General features: G+C 72.2%; 15 protein-coding genes and 2 pseudogenes. 6 read left to right on the top strand and 11 right to left on the bottom strand.

Annotated elements, in window-relative coordinates:
• Window positions 1-63 precede the first annotated feature (63 nt).
• The 6 genes from ABZ098_RS03115 to ABZ098_RS03090 all read right to left on the bottom strand — a co-directional run bounded on the left by ABZ098_RS03115 (window position 64) and on the right by ABZ098_RS03090 (window position 6,081).
• Complete coding sequence (locus ABZ098_RS03115) at window positions 64-357, bottom strand: hypothetical protein (protein ID WP_028807437.1); 294 nt, start codon at window positions 355-357, stop codon at window positions 64-66.
• A gap of 40 nt (window positions 358-397) precedes the next feature.
• On the bottom strand, window positions 398-1,408 hold the full coding sequence (locus tag ABZ098_RS03110) for an LLM class F420-dependent oxidoreductase (protein WP_356586632.1): 1,011 nt from the start codon (window positions 1,406-1,408) through the stop codon (window positions 398-400).
• A gap of 105 nt (window positions 1,409-1,513) precedes the next feature.
• The gene (locus ABZ098_RS03105; RefSeq protein ID WP_356586630.1) at window positions 1,514-2,350 is read right to left on the bottom strand and encodes a DUF5336 domain-containing protein; all 837 of its coding nucleotides are present in this window, start codon (window positions 2,348-2,350) and stop codon (window positions 1,514-1,516) included.
• Between the two features lie 86 nt (window positions 2,351-2,436).
• Window positions 2,437-3,339: an N-acetylmuramoyl-L-alanine amidase gene (locus ABZ098_RS03100; RefSeq protein ID WP_356586628.1), complete on the bottom strand. Its 903-nt coding sequence runs from the start codon at window positions 3,337-3,339 to the stop codon at window positions 2,437-2,439.
• 10 nt (window positions 3,340-3,349) lie between these two features.
• On the bottom strand, window positions 3,350-4,012 hold the full coding sequence (locus ABZ098_RS03095; RefSeq protein WP_356586626.1) for a class I SAM-dependent methyltransferase: 663 nt from the start codon (window positions 4,010-4,012) through the stop codon (window positions 3,350-3,352).
• 335 nt (window positions 4,013-4,347) lie between these two features.
• A complete protein-coding gene (locus ABZ098_RS03090; RefSeq protein ID WP_356586624.1) occupies window positions 4,348-6,081 on the bottom strand; it encodes an MFS transporter in 1,734 nt (577 codons plus the stop codon).
• A 228-nt stretch (window positions 6,082-6,309) separates the two neighbouring features.
• On the opposite strand from ABZ098_RS03090, the gene ABZ098_RS03085 reads away from it, so the two are divergent.
• The 3 genes from ABZ098_RS03085 (at window position 6,310) to ABZ098_RS03075 (ending at window position 9,104) form a co-directional block, all read left to right on the top strand.
• Window positions 6,310-7,668 (top strand): MFS transporter, encoded by a 1,359-nt coding sequence (locus tag ABZ098_RS03085; protein ID WP_356586622.1) that lies wholly within the window; start codon window positions 6,310-6,312, stop codon window positions 7,666-7,668.
• Window positions 7,669-7,758: 90 nt separating this feature from the next.
• The gene (locus ABZ098_RS03080) at window positions 7,759-8,298 is read left to right on the top strand and encodes a SigE family RNA polymerase sigma factor (RefSeq protein WP_356586620.1); all 540 of its coding nucleotides are present in this window, start codon (window positions 7,759-7,761) and stop codon (window positions 8,296-8,298) included.
• 29 nt (window positions 8,299-8,327) lie between these two features.
• Complete coding sequence (locus ABZ098_RS03075) at window positions 8,328-9,104, top strand: hypothetical protein (RefSeq protein ID WP_356586618.1); 777 nt, start codon at window positions 8,328-8,330, stop codon at window positions 9,102-9,104.
• 13 nt (window positions 9,105-9,117) lie between these two features.
• Here the strand turns inward: ABZ098_RS03075 and ABZ098_RS03070 are convergent, their stop codons facing one another.
• The 3 genes and pseudogenes from ABZ098_RS03070 to ABZ098_RS03060 form a co-directional block, all read right to left on the bottom strand.
• Entirely contained in the window at window positions 9,118-9,750 is a 633-nt protein-coding gene (locus ABZ098_RS03070) for a response regulator transcription factor (protein WP_356587611.1), read from the bottom strand.
• Between the two features lie 166 nt (window positions 9,751-9,916).
• A pseudogene (locus ABZ098_RS03065) lies at window positions 9,917-10,114 on the bottom strand (sensor histidine kinase); the annotation flags it as partial.
• Window positions 10,115-10,828: 714 nt separating this feature from the next.
• Window positions 10,829-11,923 (bottom strand): annotated as a pseudogene (locus ABZ098_RS03060) (histidine kinase); the annotation flags it as partial.
• A gap of 331 nt (window positions 11,924-12,254) precedes the next feature.
• Between ABZ098_RS03060 and ABZ098_RS03055 the strand changes: the two are divergent.
• From ABZ098_RS03055 to ABZ098_RS03045, 3 genes are read left to right on the top strand one after another with little or no spacing between them, the layout of a single operon-like run.
• Complete coding sequence (locus tag ABZ098_RS03055) at window positions 12,255-13,130, top strand: MaoC/PaaZ C-terminal domain-containing protein (RefSeq protein WP_356586616.1); 876 nt, start codon at window positions 12,255-12,257, stop codon at window positions 13,128-13,130.
• 43 nt (window positions 13,131-13,173) lie between these two features.
• Window positions 13,174-14,250 carry a Zn-dependent alcohol dehydrogenase gene (locus tag ABZ098_RS03050; protein ID WP_356586614.1) on the top strand — a complete coding sequence of 359 codons (1,077 nt, stop codon included), beginning with the start codon at window positions 13,174-13,176 and terminating at the stop codon, window positions 14,248-14,250.
• Window positions 14,251-14,258: 8 nt separating this feature from the next.
• Window positions 14,259-15,209, top strand: coding sequence for a 3-oxoacyl-ACP reductase (locus tag ABZ098_RS03045; RefSeq protein ID WP_356586612.1), 951 nt, complete (start codon window positions 14,259-14,261; stop codon window positions 15,207-15,209).
• Between the two features lie 91 nt (window positions 15,210-15,300).
• Here the strand turns inward: ABZ098_RS03045 and ABZ098_RS03040 are convergent, their stop codons facing one another.
• Entirely contained in the window at window positions 15,301-15,453 is a 153-nt protein-coding gene (locus ABZ098_RS03040; RefSeq protein WP_020116022.1) for a hypothetical protein, read from the bottom strand.
• Window positions 15,454-15,549: 96 nt separating this feature from the next.
• Window positions 15,550-16,950: a hypothetical protein gene (locus ABZ098_RS03035; protein WP_356586610.1), complete on the bottom strand. Its 1,401-nt coding sequence runs from the start codon at window positions 16,948-16,950 to the stop codon at window positions 15,550-15,552.
• Window positions 16,951-16,984 lie beyond the last annotated feature (34 nt).

Below are 16,984 nucleotides of genomic sequence, written 5' to 3'. Positions count from 1 at the left end.
CGGGGAACCGCGCGACCAGCCACGAGGGCGCCGCAGACGATCACGGCACCCCCGGCGGAGGGCTCAGTGGCGATGGGCCCGGTTGGCGATGGCGTGGCCCACGAACAGGTAGACCACCGCTGCGAGGCCGTAGCCGGCCACTACTCGGGCCCAGGCCTCGTCGAACGTGAACAGGTCGTAGGACCAGCCGGCGAGCCAGCGAGCGGCATCGTGGATGAACTGCACGAAGTCGTTCGCACGGTTGGCGTCCAGCAGGTACATCAGGATCCACAGGCCCAGGATGAGGGCCATGATGTCGGCGACGACCGCTATGACCGTCCCGGCTGAGTTGGCACCACGGCGCGTATGAGTGGACATGTTGTTCGAATGGCCGCGAATTCTCCGGTGAAACCTGGCCTCACGCGTTGAGCTCCGCCAGCACCCGCAGCGACTGACGGTCCGGGGCCAGCGCCAGCAGGTCCGTCACCGGCCCCTTGCGCCACGACTCCAGCCGCTCGGCGATGCGTTGGCGCGGGCCGACCAGGGAGATCTCGTCGGCGAACGCGTCCGGCACGGCGAGCACCGCCTCCTCGCGACGGCCTTCGAGGAACAATCGCTGGATCCGGCGCGCCTGCTCCTCGTACCCCATGCGGGCCATCAGGTCGGCGTGGAAGTTCCGGGCCGCGTGGCCCATTCCGCCGATGTAGAAGCCGAGCATCGTCTTGACCGGCAGCAGCCCCTCGGCCACGTCGTCGCAGACCCGCACCTGCGCCATGGGGGCGACGAGGAAGCCCTCCGGAGCCTCGGCGAGCGAGGCCTCGTAGACCTCGGGCCGGTTCGGCGACCAGTACAACGGCAGCCAGCCGTCGGCGATCCGGGTCGTCTGGGCGATGTTCTTCGGGCCCTCGGCGCCCAGGAGGATCGGCAGATCGGCGCGCAGGGGATGGGTGATCGGCTTGAGCGCCTTGCCGAGCCCGGTGCCGTCCGGCCCCCGGTAGGGGTGGGAGTGGAAACGGCCGTCCAGCGCGACCGGCGCCTCCCGCCTCAGCACCTGCCGTACGACGTCGACGTACTCCCGGGTCGCGGTCAGCGGCGACTTGGGGAACGGACGGCCGTACCAGCCCTCGACGACCTGCGGCCCGGACAGCCCGAGGCCGAGCATGACCCGCCCGCCGGAGAGATGGTCCAGGGTGAGGGCGTGCATGGCGGTCGTGGTGGGTGAGCGGGCGGCCATCTGCGCAACCGCCGTACCCAGCCTGATCGTTGATGTCCGTGCCGCGATCCAGGTGAGCGGGGTGAACACGTCCGACCCCCATGACTCGGCCGTCCACACCGAGTGGTAGCCGAGCCGCTCCGCCTCCTGGGCCAGCGGCACATGGTCGGGGGAGGGGCCGCGGCCCCAGTAGCCGAGCGCAAGACCGAGTCGCACAAGGCCTCCTGACGGTTCGTCAACTCCTTGGTGGCCGCTCGCGAATGTACGGCAACGGCCCCCCGCCCGGAAGGGGCGAGGGGCCGTCCTACGACCTCGAAGGGCTCAGCCGCGCTGGATGCCGCTCGTGTCCTGGAGCACACCACGACGGCCGTCCTGCGTCTGGGCCACCAGACCCGGACCGCGCTGCTCGACCGCCAGGTACCAGGTGCCCGGGGCGAGTTCGGCGATCGGCGTCGGCGAACCGTCCTCCGCGAACAGCGGACGCGGCACCGGCACGGCGAACCAGAACGGCGAGAACTCCGCGGCCGGCGGCTGCGGGGCCGGTGCCTGCGGCTGGGGCTGCGTGCCGAACGGCTGGCCCGGCTGCGGCTGACCGCCGTAGGGCTGTCCCTGCTGACCCGGCTGGCCCTGCTGCTGGGCGCCCGGGTAGCCGTAACCACCGGGCGGCTGGGCGCCGTAGGGCTGCGGCTGGGGCGGCTTGGGGGCCGGGACGAGACCGGCCTGGAGGGCGGGCACGAGGGGGGTGGCGACGGCGGCCGCGGCCATGACCAGGGTGGCGACGAGAGCGAGGATCAGGCCGATGCCGGCGCTGACGGTGTCCGAGCTGGAGCCGTAGTCCGCGGCGCTCAGCGGGTCGAAGACGTTCCCGAGCGCGCTCCAGGCGGCGAAGACCGTGAACGCCGTGCCCACTTGGCCCAGGTCCAGCCCCGCCACCTTCGGAAGCTGCGGCAGACCGCGCGACAGGACGACGAGGGCGGCGCCGATGATGCCCGCCAGGACGACCCCCATCACGACCGGGCCGCTCGCCCAGGCGCTGGGGAGGTCGGCGTCGTCGGGGGCTCCGTCGACCGAGTACAGATCGAGGAACGACGCGATGAACAGCAACACCGCTGCACCGATCACCACGCCGTCGCCTCGAGTGAGGGAGCGGATATTCACTTCAAGTCCTTCGTAGGTCGTCTCGTCGTCGGTAGACCCTATCGTCCGGCGGGGCGGAGCGTACGACGGGATCCACGCGCTGACCGTCACCCGCGCAGGAAACTCACGATTCCCTCAGAGATTCCTCGCGCGGCCTTCTGTCGCCAGGCCGGGCTCGTCAGGAGCGCCGCGTCCTTGCTGTCGCGCATGTTGCCGCATTCGATGAACACCTTGGGAACCTTTGACAGGTTGAGGCCGCCGAGGTCGGTGCGGGTGTCCAGGCCGGTGCCGTCGCCGATGTAGTTGGAGGGGGCGGTGCCCGTCGCGCGGCCGAAGTCGTGCGCGACGAGCTCGCCGAGTTCGGCGGAGGGGGCGACGATCCGGCGGGTGTCGGCGATGCCCTTGTGGACCCGGCCCGGGAGGATCACGTGGTAGCCGCGCTGCCCGGGGCCCGCGCCGTCCGCGTGGATCGACACGACCGCGTCGGCCTTCGCGCTGTTGCCGATCCTGGCGCGCTCGTCGACACAGGGGCCGTAGGGCCGGTCGCCGTCCTGCGTCAGTTTCACCGTCGCGCCCTTGCGTTCCAGCAGGGTGCGCAGCCGGTGGGCGACGTCGAGGGTGAACTTTGCCTCCGCGTAACCGGCGTTGGTGGACGTCCCCGTCGTGTCGCACTCCTTGCGGTTCGTGCCGATGTCGACCTTGCGGTTGATCTCGGCCGGGTGCCGGAAGTTGGTGAGGTTGTGCCCGGGGTCGATGACGACGACCTTGCCCCGGAGCGAGGCGAGCGGCTTCTTGTCCTCGGCGGTGGTGGAGGAGGCGGTGGGCGGAGCACTCGCCCGCGGACTCGCCGCGCCCGCCGTCCCGTTGCCGTCGGCCGCCCCGCTCACCCCCTCGTACACCAGCCACCCGAGCAGCGCGCCCGGCACGAGCACGGCGAGTACGACGGTCAGTGGACGGCGCCGGGGGCGGCGGGGCCGGGGGGCTTCGAATTCAGGGCCTGCGTACGACACGTCTGCGACTCTAACCCTGCTCCCCGGTCGCCGCCCGCGTCCGCCGCAGCACCCGCAGCGAGTCGGTCGCGGAGACCTCGGTGAAGTCACCGGAGGCGAGGGCCCGGAGGTAGATCCGGTACGGCGCCTGCCCGGTGAACTCGTCCTCCGGCTCCGGGAACACGTCGTGGATGACGAGGAGCCCGCCCTCGGCCACGTGCGGGGCCCAGCCCTCGTAGTCGGCGTTCGCGTGCTCGTCGGTGTGGCCGCCGTCGACGAAGACCAGGCCGAGCGGGGAGCCCCAGACCTTCGCGAGCTGCGGCGACCGCCCGACGAGGGCGACCACGTGCTCCTCCAGCCCGGCCCGGTACAGGGTCCTGCGGAAGGTGGGCAGCGTGTCCATCACCCCGAGCTCGGGATCCACGGTCTCCGGGTCGTGGTACTCCCACCCAGGCTGCTGCTCCTCGCTGCCCCGGTGGTGGTCGACGGTGAGCGCGACCACGCCGGCTTCGCGGGCCGCGTCCCCGAGCAGGATCGCGGACCGGCCGCAGTAGGTACCGACCTCCAGCAGCGGCAGCCCGAGCCGCCCGGCCTCCAGGGCGGCCGCGTAGAGGGCCAGCCCCTCGCCCAGGGGCATGAACCCCTTCGCGGCCTCGAAGGCGGCGAGAATCTCGGGCTTGGGAGCCGCGGCCATGGGGGTTCCTCTCGGTCGTACGGATCGGTCGTGCGGGCGGGCAGACGCCGGACGCCCCATGCTGCCGCACGCTCGCTCGCAGCGGGACGGGGGGTGCGGGGGCGGGGAAGCGGGTGTGGGGTGTGGGTGTCCGAAGCCCTACGGGGCAGGTGGCGATGGCCGTTCGCCGGGCGGCCGCGTGTCCTGGCCGGCCTGGTCTGTCTCACGGTCGCGCCCAGCGCGGGTCCGAGCGGTGAGTGCCTCCCGTGCCGGGCCTACGGTCTTGGTGCGCCACGGGACGACACACCCCCGCCCTCGGTGTCGGGCGGGGGTGTGGTTCCGCTGGCGGTCGTCGGTCAGGCGGTGACCGTCTCGCCCGGCAGGGCCAGGTCGAGGGCGATCGCGCGCTCGTCGCCCGCGTGGGTGGCGGAAGAGGCCAGGGGGCCGTGGCCGGCGGCCCGTGCGGCGAGCACGTACGCGCCCCCGCTCGGCACCCCGAGTACGTACGTGCCGTCGTCGTCGGAGAGCGTCGCTCCCGCCTGCCGGCCCCGCCGGTCGATCAGCGTCACCTTGGCCCGGGCGACCGGAGCCCCGGTCGCGTCGAGAACACGGCCCCGGAAGGCCCGGAGAACCTGCTCGGCGCGTTCCAGGTTCGCCTCCTCCTCGCTGCTCGCCCGAAGCTGCGGCGCACGGTTCGGCTTCGGCAGGAACAGCGCCATCAGCAGCCCGACGGCCACCGCGCCGGTCGCGATGAGGAAGGAGACCCGGAAGCCGTGCATGGTCGGTACGGCGACGCCCCCGACGTCGTTCGCCGTGTTCGCGAGCACCATCCCGATCACGGCGCTCGACACGGACGTACCGATGGAGCGCATCAGCGTGTTGAGCCCGTTCGCCGCGCCCGTCTCCGATGCCGGGACCGCCCCGACGATCAGCGCGGGAAGGGAGGAGTACGCGAGACCGATGCCCGCGCCCAGGACGACCGCGATCACGAGGCTCTGCCAGGCCGCGCTCATCAGGCCGAGGCCGGCGCCGTAGCCGATCGCGATGATCAGCATGCCGAGGATCAGGGTGACCTTGGGGCCGTACTTGGCGGAGAGGCGGGCGTACACCGGCGCCGTGAACATCATCGTCAGGCCCAGCGGGGCGACCAGGAGGCCGGCGACGACCATCGACTGGCCGAGGCCGTAGCCGGTGGCCTTCGGGAGCTGGAGGAGCTGGGGCAGGACGAGCGAGACGACGTAGAAGGAGACACCCACCATGATCGACGCCAGGTTGGTGAAGAGGACCGCCGGGCGGGCCGTGGTGCGCAGGTCGACCAGGGGGGCCTTCACCCGCAGCTCCATGACGCCCCACAGGACGAGGACGACCGCGGAGGCGGCGAACAGGCCGAGCGTGGTGCCGGAGGTCCAGCCCCAGTCGCTGCCCTTGGTGATGGGGAGGAGGAAGAGGACGAGACCGGTGGAGAGGCCGATCGCGCCCAGCACGTCGAAGGTGCCCTCGGCGCGCGCCGGGGACTCCGGTACGACGAGGAGGGTGAGGGCGATGGCGAGGGCGCCGAGGCCCGCGGCGCCGTAGAAGAGGGCGTGCCAGTCGGCGTGCTGGGCGATCAGGGCGGCGAGGGGGAGGGCGAGTCCGCCGCCGACGCCGATCGAGGAGCTCATCAGGGCCATGGCCGAGCCGAGCTTCTCGCGGGGCAGCATGTCGCGCATCAGGCCGATGCCGAGGGGGATCGCGCCCATGGCGAAGCCCTGGAGGGTGCGGCCGGCGATCATCGTGAGCAGGTCGCTGGTGAGGGCGCTGATGAGGGCGCCGACGACCATCACCGCGAGGCTGAGAATGAGCATGCGGCGCTTGCCGTACAGGTCGCCGAGGCGGCCCATGATCGGGGTGGCGACGGCGCCCGAGAGCAGGGTGGACGTCAGGACCCAGGTGGCGTTGCTGGGGGCGGTGTCCAGCAGTTGCGGCAGGTCCTTGATGACCGGGACGAGCAGGGTCTGCATCACCGCGACCACGATGCCCGCGAAGGCGAGCACCGGGACGACAGCGCCGGACGCTCTCCGGGTGGGCTGGTCGGTCGGCGTGTGCGTCATGTGAGGGAGGCCTCCGGGCCCGGAGATCGGGCTGTGTGGGACGTGGACTCTGGTTACGTGTGGCTTGAACTACGTATGCATGGGCAACTATTCCGATGCTTCGGCGTACTAACGATTTCTTTATATTCTCTTGGGGAAGCGGAGCCCGATTGAGACCATGACAGCCATGCTGGAAGCCGCTGAAGTCGCCCGCAGACGCCGTCCCCGCTCGGTACCCCCGCCTGGCTGGTGGTGACGCTGGCGTGCGCGGGCCAGTTCCTGGTCGTCCTCGACGTGTCCGTCGTCAACGTGGCGCTGCCCTCCATGCGCGCCGACCTGGGCATGAGCGCATCCGGACTTCAGTGGGTCGTGAACGCCTACTCCATCGCCTTCGCCGGGTTCATGCTCCTCGGCGGCCGGGCCGGTGACCTCTACGGCCGCAAGCGGATGTTCCTGGTCGGCCTCGGACTGTTCACGGTGGCCTCGCTGGCCGGCGGCCTGGCCCAGCAGGGCGGCGAACTGCTGGCCGCCCGTGCCGTGCAGGGCCTCGGCGCGGCGGTGCTGGCCCCCGCGACCCTGACGATCGTCACGTCGGCCGTCCCCGAGGGGCCCGCGCGGGCCCGGGCCATCGCCACCTGGACGGCCGTCGGAGCGGGCGGCGGCGCGGCGGGCGGCTTCTTCGGCGGACTCCTCGTGGACACCCTGTCCTGGCGCTGGGTGCTCCTGATCAACGTGCCGGTCGGCGCGGTGGTCCTGCTGGGCTCGCTGCTGTGGCTGACCGAGAGCCGCAGAGGGGACGGGCGGCGCCTCGACCTGCCGGGAGCGGTCCTGGTCACGGCGGGACTGGCGGTGCTGGCGTACGGCATCTCGCAGACCGAGGCCGAGGGGTGGACGGCCGCCGCCACGCTGGTCCCGCTGGCGGCCTCACTGGTGCTGATCTGCGCGTTCCTGCTCGTCGAATCCCGTACGGCCGCCCCGCTGATGCCGCTCGGACTGCTCAGGGTGCGGGCGGCGGCGTCGGCGAACGCGGCGATGTTCCTGAGCGGCTTCGCCCTGTTCTGCACGTGGTACTTCATCACGCTCTACGCCCAGAACGTCCTCACCTACTCCCCGCTCGAAGCCGGACTCGCCATCCTGCCGAGCTCCCTGGCGATCGTGCTCGGCTCCAAGCTCGCGCCCCGCCTCATGCACCGGCTCGGGGCGCGCCGGGTGGCGGCCCTGGGGACGCTCGTCGCGCTGGCCGGCTACGGCTGGCAGTCGACGATGACCGCGGACGGCGGCTACGTCACCTCGATCATGGGTCCCGGGATCCTGATGATGCTCGGTGCGGGCCTGGCCTCGACCCCGCTCGCCTCGCTGGCCACCTCGGGGGCGGCGCCGGGAGAGGCCGGACTGGTGTCGGGGCTGGTCAACACCTCGCGCACGATGGGCGGCTCGCTGGGACTCGCGGTCCTGTCGACGCTGGCGGCGGCCCGGACGGGGGGCGCGGATTCGCCGGAGGCGCTGACGGAGGGGTACGCGCTGGCGTTCCGGGTGGGGACGGGGGTGCTGCTGTGCGCAGTGGCGCTGATGCTGGTGTGGCTCCCGCGGAAGGTCTCCGTGACCTGAGCGTCTCGCGCGGCGCCGGTGAAGTCCTCCGTCCGGTGAGGCAACGGTTTGACCCGCTCATGGACTCCTTCAGACATCTAGGAGGTGCCCATGGGGGATCGGAAACAGGCTCGGGACGAGGAGTTCCAGAGCTTTGTCATCGGCCGTTGGCCGCGGCTGATGCGGACGGCATTTCTCCTCACGGGGGAGCAGCACGCCGCGGAGGACCTGGTCCAGACGACCCTCGAACAGGCCTTTGTGGCCTGGCGCAGGGTCGGCTCGGCGGACGACCCGGAGGCGTACGTACGGCGCGTGATGATCAACGCGCACGCGCGCAGGCACCGCAGGAGGCTCAGGGAGTTCCTGGCGCGGGGGGACGACTCGGGACTGGTGCGCGAGATCGCCGACACCGGTGACCGCATCGCCCAGGCCGACGACCGCAGCGCCCTGCTGACGGCGCTGGCCCAACTTCCGCCGCGGCAGCGGGAGGCGGTGGTCCTGCGGTACTGGGAGGACCTCACCGAGACCCAGACGGCCGAGGCGATGGGCTGCTCGGTCGGCTCGGTGAAGAGCAACGCGGCCAAGGGGATCGCGAAACTTCGCGCCATACCCGCGCTGGCCGACATGGTGACCCAGGGAGGGCGGAAGTGATGAGCGCGGACCGGGAGAAGAGCCACGACATGAGTGACAGCGACATCGCCCTCCTGCTGGCCGACGCCGCCGACGAGGTCGAGATCGGCATAGCCCCCTACGAGGCGGTGCTCCGCGGTGGCCGCAGGCGCCGGGCCCGCCGTTGGGCGGTGGCCGCGGCCACGGCACTGGTCCTCGCCGGGTCCTCGGCGACGCTCGCGGTGGCCGGGCTGCCGGGTGGGGGCGGCGGGGGAGCGGTGGCCACCCGGCCACCGGCCACCGGGACGCCCCACGTGTTCGAGCCCGTCAACCGGACCACACTGGCCACGGGCGCGGAGAACGGCGAGGAGTGGCGGGTCACCCTCGACACGTGGCAGGCGCCGGTCGACACCGCGGAGGCCCGGGCCACGATGAACGCGATGCGGGCGTACGGCGAGTACCCGCCCGACGTCCGCGGGGCCTCGGACCTGGTGGGCAAGATCGCGTACTTCGTGCACCTCGACCACGGAGGCGAGTCGAGGAAGGTCATGGAGAACACGGTCCCCGAGTCGGACACCATGTCCGGCACGGACCTCATGTCCGGCTCCCTCCCCCTCGAACCCGGCGACACCAAGGACGTCCGTCTCGTGATCGGCTACGTCGCCAAGACCGCCCAGCGCGTCAACTGCGCATGGACCGACGGGACGGCGACCGTGCTGGAGCGGGCCGGTTCCGGCACCGGCAGTGACGTCGAGGCGATCCGCCGGGCCGAGGGCTCCCCCTACGACTGGTTCGTGTGCCTGGCGCCGAAGGGCACGCGGTACAAGACGGCGGAGGTGGTCGGGTAGGGAGCGGCCGGGCTCACAGCCACCCCTGCTGCCGGGCCGCCCTTACCGCCTCCATCCGGTTGCGGGTGCGGGTCTTGCCGATGGCGGAGGACAGGTAGTTGCGGACGGTGGACTCGGAGAGGTGGAGCCTGCCGGCGATGTCGGCCACCGTCGCGCCGTCCGTGGACGCCCTGAGGACGTCGCACTCACGGGCGGTGAGAGGGTTCGGGCCGGCGCCGAGGGCGGCCGCGGCGAGGGCGGGGTCGATCACGGTCTCCCCGGTCAGCACCCGGCGGATCGAGGCGGCCAACTCCTCGACGGGACCGTCCTTGACGAGGAAGCCGGCGGCACCCGCCTCCATGGCCCGGCGCAGGTAACCGGGTCTCGCGAAGGTGGTCAGGATCAACACCCGGCAGTCCGGCGCCTGGTCGCGCAGTTCGGCGGCGGCGTCCAGCCCGCTCATCCCCGGCAGCTCGATGTCGAGCAGCGCCACGTCGGGGCGGTGCGTGAGCGCCGCCTCCACGATCGCGTCCCCCGCCGCGACCTGGGCCACCACCTCGATGTCCGGTTCCATCCCGAGCAACAGCGCGAGCGCCCCCCGCATCATCCCCTGGTCCTCGGCGAGCAGCACACGGATGGAGCGGGCGGGCCGGTGATCCCGGGGCATCTCGTTCACGTCCCAAGCGTAGGGCGGGGGGCCGTGGGCGGTGGAGGTGTGAGTCCGCTGCGCAGACGCGCTCGAACCTTGAGAACTGGACAGTGTGCAGGGCGATCGAGGAGTGCCGGTGGGGGGAGGCCTGGACGGTGGAGCGGACGGCCCGGTCCGGCGGCCGTCACCGGGCCGTCTCACCGATCAGGGGCCCGTCCTCGACCCCCGCCGTCCCGTCGGACCGCACCGCTTCCACCGACTCGACCGGCAACTCGGCCCGCACCACGAATCCGCCCCGTGGCCCCGGGCCGGCTTCCAACCATCCCCCGCCCGCGGCCAGCCGCTCCGCGAGCCCCTTGAGACCGGTACCGCCGATGCCCGGCACGTTCCCGACCCACGCCGGGCCGGTGACGGTCAGTGTCGCCGGTTCCGCGCGGTGGGTTGTGGGAGGGGGCGTGTCTGCGGCCGGTCTGTGGGTGTCGGTGGGGGGAGGGGGCGTGTCCGTGGCTGTTCTGCGGGTGTTGGTGGCGGGAGGGTGCGCGTCCGTCGCTGTTCCGTCGTCGTCGGTTCCGTGCGGGTGCGTCTCCTTGGCCGTTCCCCGACCGTCGGTTCCGTGAGGGTGCGACTTCACGGCCGTTGCCCGGTCGTCGGCCCTGAGGGGCTGCGTCTCCGTGGCTGTTCCCCGGCCGTCGGTCCCAGGGGGGTGGATCTCCCGGGCCGTTCCCCGGCCGTCGGTTCCGTGAGGGTGCGACTTCACGGCCGTTGCCGGGTCGTCGGCTCTGAGGGGCTGCGTCTCCGTGGCTGTTCCCCGGCCGTCGGTCCCAGGGGGGTGGATCTCCCGGGCCGTTCCCCGACCGTCGGTTCCGTGAGGGTGCGACTTCACGGCCGTTGCCCGGTCGTCGGCTCTGAGGGGCTGCGTCTCCGTGGCCGTTTCCCGGCCGTCGGTCCCAGGTGGGTGCGTTTCCAGGGGTGTTACCCGACTATCGGTCCCAGGTGGGTGCGTTCCCACGACCGCCCCCGGGCCGCCAGTCCCAGCAGGGCGCGTCTCCACGGTCGCCCCCCGACCCCCAGTCCAGGGAAGGCGCGCCTGCGCCGATCTGCCCCGGCCGTCGTCCCAGACGCGCAGCATCACCCGTTCCGCCGAGGCCCGCACGGAGATCTCGCAGTGGTTCGCCCCGCTGTGCCGGACCACGTTGGTCACCGCCTCGCGGACCACCCAGCCCAGCAGGGCCTCGGTCTGGGCGGCGAGCGGGTGACCGGAGCGGTGGACGACGGGTTCGATGCCCGCGGCGCGCAGCGCGGAGGTGGCCCGGTCGAGGTCCGTGCTGAGGCTGCCCTCGCGGTAGCCGGTCACCGCCTCGCGGATCTCGGTGAGCGCCTGGCGGCCGACCGACTCGATGTCGAGGACCTGCGCGAGCGCCGCGTCCAGGTGGCGTGGGGCGAGGCGTCGGGCCGCCTCCGACTTCACCACGATCACCGACAGCGTGTGCCCGAGCAGGTCGTGCAGATCGCGGGAGAACCGCAGCCGCTCCTCCTCGACCGCGCGCCGGGCCAGTTCCTCGCGAGCCTGCCGCAACTGCCGTACCGCTTCCGAGAGGGACATGATCGCGGCCGTCACCATCGTGGAGATCCACGTGGCGTACGCGGTGTCGAGTCCGCCCCAGCCGTCGCGGAGGACGGAGGCCGCGCCGGCGACCACGGTCACGACCGTACCCACCCACCGCAGATGCGGCAGCCGCACGACCGCGCCCGTCGCGAGCCCCAACAGGGGGAAGAACAACAGCCAGTTGCCCCCGTACCCCATCGCCAGACCGCAGGTCACCAGCCCCATCAGCGCCAGCGCCACGCGCGTGGAGGTCGCCTCCCGGGTCTCCTTGCGGAAGGCGCGGAAGGTGACATAGATGTAGAGCGAGTTGAAGGTGAGCAGCCCGAGGCCGCCGACCCAGGGGTCGGTGGTCTCGCCCTGGAAGAGGTTGGAGAAGGCGCCCATCCCCATCAGCAGCCATGGCAGCAGCCCGAACCCGCTGCCCAGTCCCGCCTGTGTGTGGACTTCCCCGGCCCGCTGCGCGGCCCTGTATTCGGCCTTGAGGCGCTGCTTGTTCGCCTGGTAGTACCGCTGGTGCTCACGCGCCGCGTGGACCCCCCTGCGGATCTCGTCCACACGGCACCAGAGCTCGCGCGACCAGGACATGACCGTTCCTCCGCTCAGAGGTTCCCGGCGTTCCGCCGGTACGACGGGCCGGCGTAGGGACCGACTCGCACTGACGACGCTACGAGTCCGCCCCGCCCGCCCGGCAGATGCGCTTGTACGGAATCCGGCAGGACAAATGTCACGGGTGCCGGGACCACGGGGAACCGGCCCACCTGACACACCGTCAGGAGCCTTCACAAGTACGTTGGGCTCGGCTATACAGAGGGCGCCGGACTGGAACGCGTTCTAGATCGGCCCGCGACGACCTCGGTGCGGCCGACGGTGCGGACGGCCGTACCGAGGTCTTGACCGAGCCCCTGTCAGGAGCCGTATGCCCATCGACGCAGCCCAGGCCCTCGCCGCCGAACCCCGGATCGGCGAGATCTCCTGGAACTCCAAGGACGTCCAGCTCTACCACCTCGGCATCGGGGCGGGCTCACGTCCCGACAAACAGAGCCCCGCCACCGACCCCGACGAACTGCGCTACACCCTGGAGTCCCGGCTGCACGTCCTGCCGAGCTTCGCCACGGTCGCGGGCTCGGGATCGCCGGGAGTGATCAGCGGGCTGTCCATGCCCGGCATCGACGTCGATCTCGCCAAGGTCCTGCACGGCGGCCAGTCACTGGTCATCCACCGCCCGCTCCCCGCCCAGGGCACCGCGACCGCCACCCACCGCATCGCCGCCGTGTACGACAAGGGCAAGGCGGCCGTCCTGGTCATGCGGACCGAAGTCGCGGACGACGAAGGCCCGTTGTGGACCAACGACGCCCAGATCTTCGTACGCGGAGAGGGCGGCTGGGGCGGCGACCGGGGACCCTCCGCCCGCCTGGAACCACCCGCCGGCGAGCCCGACCGGACCGTGGAGCGCCCCATCCGTGAGGACCAGGCCCTGCTGTACCGCCTCTCCGGCGACTGGAACCCGCTGCACGCCGACCCCGAGTTCGCCAAGGTCGCCGGGTTCGAACGGCCCATCCTGCACGGCCTGTGCACCTACGGCATCACGCTCAAGGCGGTCGTCGACACCCTGCTCGGCGGGGACGTGACCCGGGTGCGGTCGTACGTCACCCGGTTCGCCGGGGTCGTGTACCCGGGGGAGACCCTGCGGATCCGGATGTGGCACACACCGGAGTCCACCCGGGTCGCCGTCGGTGCCGTGGAGCGCGACGACGCGCCCGTCCTCGCCGACACCATCGTCGAACACGCCTGAGAACACTCCTGAACCCAGCACGCCGTACGAGGGGAGCCCGCACATGCGCGCAGCCGTACTGCACGAGATCGGCCAGGAAAAGCTCGAAGTCCTCGACGACGTCGAGGCGGTGGGGTTCGGCCCCGGCAGGGTCAGGATCAGGGTGCGGGCCACGGGGCTGTGCCACTCGGACCTGTCCGCGATGGGCGGGGTCCTCCCGCAGCCGGCGCCCTTCGTGCCCGGACACGAGGGCGCGGGCGAGATCCTCGAAGTAGGCGAAGGCGTCACCCACTTGAAGGCCGGCGACCGGGTGGTCGTCTGCTGGCTGCCCGCCTGCGGAGTCTGCCCCGCCTGCAAGCGCGGCCAGACCGAGCTGTGCCTGGCAGGCTTCATGAACGCGGGCACCCCCAACTTCCGACGCCCCGGAGGAGATGTCTTCGGCTTCGCGGGCACCGGCACCTTCACCGAGGAGGTCGTCGTCGACGCGGGCTGCGCGGTGCCGATACCCGACGACGTGCCCTTCGACATCGCTGCCCTGATCGGCTGCGGGGTCACCACCGGACTCGGGGCCGCGCTCAACACTGCGGACGTGGAAGCCGGTTCGTCGGTCGCCGTCATCGGCTGCGGAGGTGTCGGCATCTCCGCGATCCAGGGAGCCCGCCTCAAGGGCGCCGCCGAGATCGTCGCCGTCGACCCGGTCGCCTCCCGCCGCGAGGCCGCCCTGAGGTTCGGCGCCACCCGGGCCGTCTCCCCGGACGAACTCGCCGACGCCAAGCAGCAGGTGACCGCGGGTGAGGGCTTCGACTACGTCTTCGAGGTCGTCGGCAGATCCACGACCGCCCGCACCGCGTACGAGACCACCCGGCGCGGCGGCACCCTCGTCGTCGTCGGGGCGGGCGCCATGGACGACTTCCTCCAGCTCAACATGTTCGAGCTGTTCTTCGACGAGAAACGCATCCTGCCGTCCATGTACGGCGGCGGGGACGTGCTGCGCTCCTACGAGCGGACCATCGCCCTGTGGCGGGCCGGCCGCGTCGACCTGGACGGCCTGATCACCCACCGGGTGTCGCTGAGCGAGATCAACGAGGCGCTCGACCAGATGCGCACGGGAACCTCGCTCCGTACCTGCATCGAGATCTGAGGGCCGCGATGACCGTGCCACAGCCACTGGAGGGGCTCGCGGCGATCGTCACCGGCGCCGGCCGGGGACTTGGCCGGGCCGAGGCACTGGAGCTGGCCCGGCTCGGCGCCGCCGTCGTCGTCAACGACTTCGGGCAGCCCGGCCGGGACGGTTCCGGCGAGGCCTCCGCCGGCCCCGCCGAGCAGGTCGCCGACGAGATCCGGACCGCGGGCGGACAGGCCGTCGCCCACACCGGGGACGTGGCCGACCACCAACAGGCCGCAGAACTGGTCGAGTTGGCGATCACCGAGTTCGGCAAGCTCGACATCCTCGTCAACAACGCGGGCATCCTGCGCGACCGCATGGTCTTCTCCATGACCGAGGGCGAGTGGGACGCGGTGATCCGCGTCCACCTCAAGGGCCACTTCAACACCACCCGGTTCGCGTCCGCGCACTGGCGCGAGCGGTCCAAGGCGGCGGGCGGGCCGGTGTACGGCCGGATCGTGAACACCTCCTCGGAGGCGTTCCTCGCCGGGTCCGCCGGGCAGCCCAACTACGCGGCCGCCAAGGGCGGGATCGTCGGACTGACCACCTCGACGGCCCTCGCGCTCGCCAGGTACGGCGTCACCGCCAACGCGATCTGCCCGCGTGCCCGTACCCGGATGACCGAGGACGTGTTCTCGCAAGCGGGCTTCGAGCAGCCCGAGTCGGGGCTCGACCCCCTCGCCCCCGAACACGTCGCCCCGCTCGTCGGCTACTTGGCCTCCCCGGCCGCCGAGCGAGTCAACGGCCAGCTTCTCGTCGTACACGGAGGGATGGTTGTCATCGTCGAACGGCCGCGGGTGCAGGCCAAGTTCGACAGCAAGCAGGACACGTTCACCTACGACGAACTGGACGCGCTGCTCACCCCGCACTACGCGCGGCGGCCGACGGGGGAGACCTTTGCGGCGGCCGAAGTGCTGGGGCTCAGACGGGAGTAGAAGAGCCGGCACGGATGCGGAACAGGGAGCAGACACGCAACGGCCCGCTCCCCGGAACTGCAAGGAGCGGGCCGTGTGTCGCCGTCTGCCCTCAGGCCGCGGCCTCGGTCTGCTCGACCGACTTGCGGTGACGGCCGCGCGGGGCCGTGTCGCTGTCCTGGACCGAGACCGGACCCCGGTGCTTACCGTGGCCCGTGGACTCCTGGACGTCGGCAGTCGACTGGTTCGTGCTGGCGTCGCTCATGGAAGTAATTCACCCCGTCAACATGATCTTTCTTACAGCGGGGGGAGTTTAACCGGCACACCACGGGGCGAATCCAGGCGGCCGGACCAACCGGCACTACTTCGTTACAAGATTGCCCAACGGGGCTTGCTGCAAGGGCACAGGACGTGCCACGACAGGCTCCGGAGGACCCGGTTCGGGCGACCGCGCGACCGTGGCGCCGACGCCCTCCGAATCCTCCGGGCCCGCGTCCCCCGCCCCCGTTCCCCCTGTTCCCCCCGCTTCCCCCGTTCCCCCCGCTTCCCCCGTTCCCCCCGCTCCCCCCGGGCCCTCCGCTTCCCCGGCGGGGGCCCCGTTCGCCGCGGCCGAGGCCGCCCACCGCGCCACCCCGCACGGTGTGTCCGCCGTGGCGTACGGCAGGAGCAGCTCCCCGTCCTCGGTCCACAGCCCGGCACCCGCCAGCCACCCCTCGGGCGCCGGAAGATGCTGGACCTGCCGGGCGGCGGGCCGCCACACGCCCACCCAACTGCCCGCCGGACCGTCGACGCGCAGTGCCACCCCGCAGCTCTCCGGCATCAGCACCTGCCCCGGCTGGATCGCGAACGGCGTCACGGCGAGGGGGGCGCCCCCGGTCGAGCGGAGCCCGGACTGGGGGACCGGCACCCGCAGACACTCCGGGAAACGCACCGGCAGCGTGCTGCCCAGCACCCCCCAGCCCAGCCGCGCACACCCCGGCGACGGCGCGTCCGAGGAGATCAGCAGCAGCCCGCTGTCCGGGTCGGCCAGCAGCAGCCGGTCGTCGCTGCCGTCGGCGATCTGGAGCAGCGGCGACACCTCCCCACCCCGCTCCAGATCGACCACGACCGCCTTGGTCCGCCCGCCCGTCTCCCGGTCCAGGGCCAGCATCCGCCCGGCCCGGTCCAGCCACACCCCGCCCGAGCAGCGCCCCGGGACCTCCGCGAGGTGCTCGGGCCCGAAGGCGCCCCCCGCCACCAGCCACACGGCGCTGGAGCGCGGGCCCACGGCGAGGGCGTACGCCTTCTCCCCGCCCGGCGCCGGCGGCAGCAGCCTCAGGACCGTCCCCTCCTCCGGGCACTCCACCGCGCCCAGCGGCAGCTCGCCGGTCCGCGGGCCGGTCGGGTAGAGCAGCGAGAAGGCGTGCCGACCGTCCGTGAACCGCCTGATCAGCACCCGCCCGTCGCCCATCGGCTGAACCTCGGTGCCGGGCTCCTCGGGCTGGTTGCCGGGCAGTGGCACGGCGTAGGGCTCGGGGCCGTCCAGGGTCCAGCGCTCCGGGAACCAGGAGTCGCCGGCCCGGGCGAGACGGGCCGCGTACGAGCCGTCGACGGTGATCACGCACTCCGTCCGAGGCGTCTGCCCGGCTGCGGCGATCGCGCGCTCCGTCCGAGGCGTCTCCCCATCCTCGGCGACAGCGCCCGCCGTCCGCGATGTGTCCCCGTCCCCGTTCACCCCGTTCCCCTCGTTCGCCGCCGCGGGTTCGATGGCACAGGCCGTCATCGTCCGGTCACCTCCGGCGACGAAACTAGTTTTC

Origin of the sequence: Streptomyces sp. NPDC006335, assembly GCF_040612795.1 — a bacterium.
GTDB lineage: Bacteria > Actinomycetota > Actinomycetes > Streptomycetales > Streptomycetaceae > Streptomyces.
This window is presented reverse-complemented; position numbering and strand designations above follow the sequence as displayed.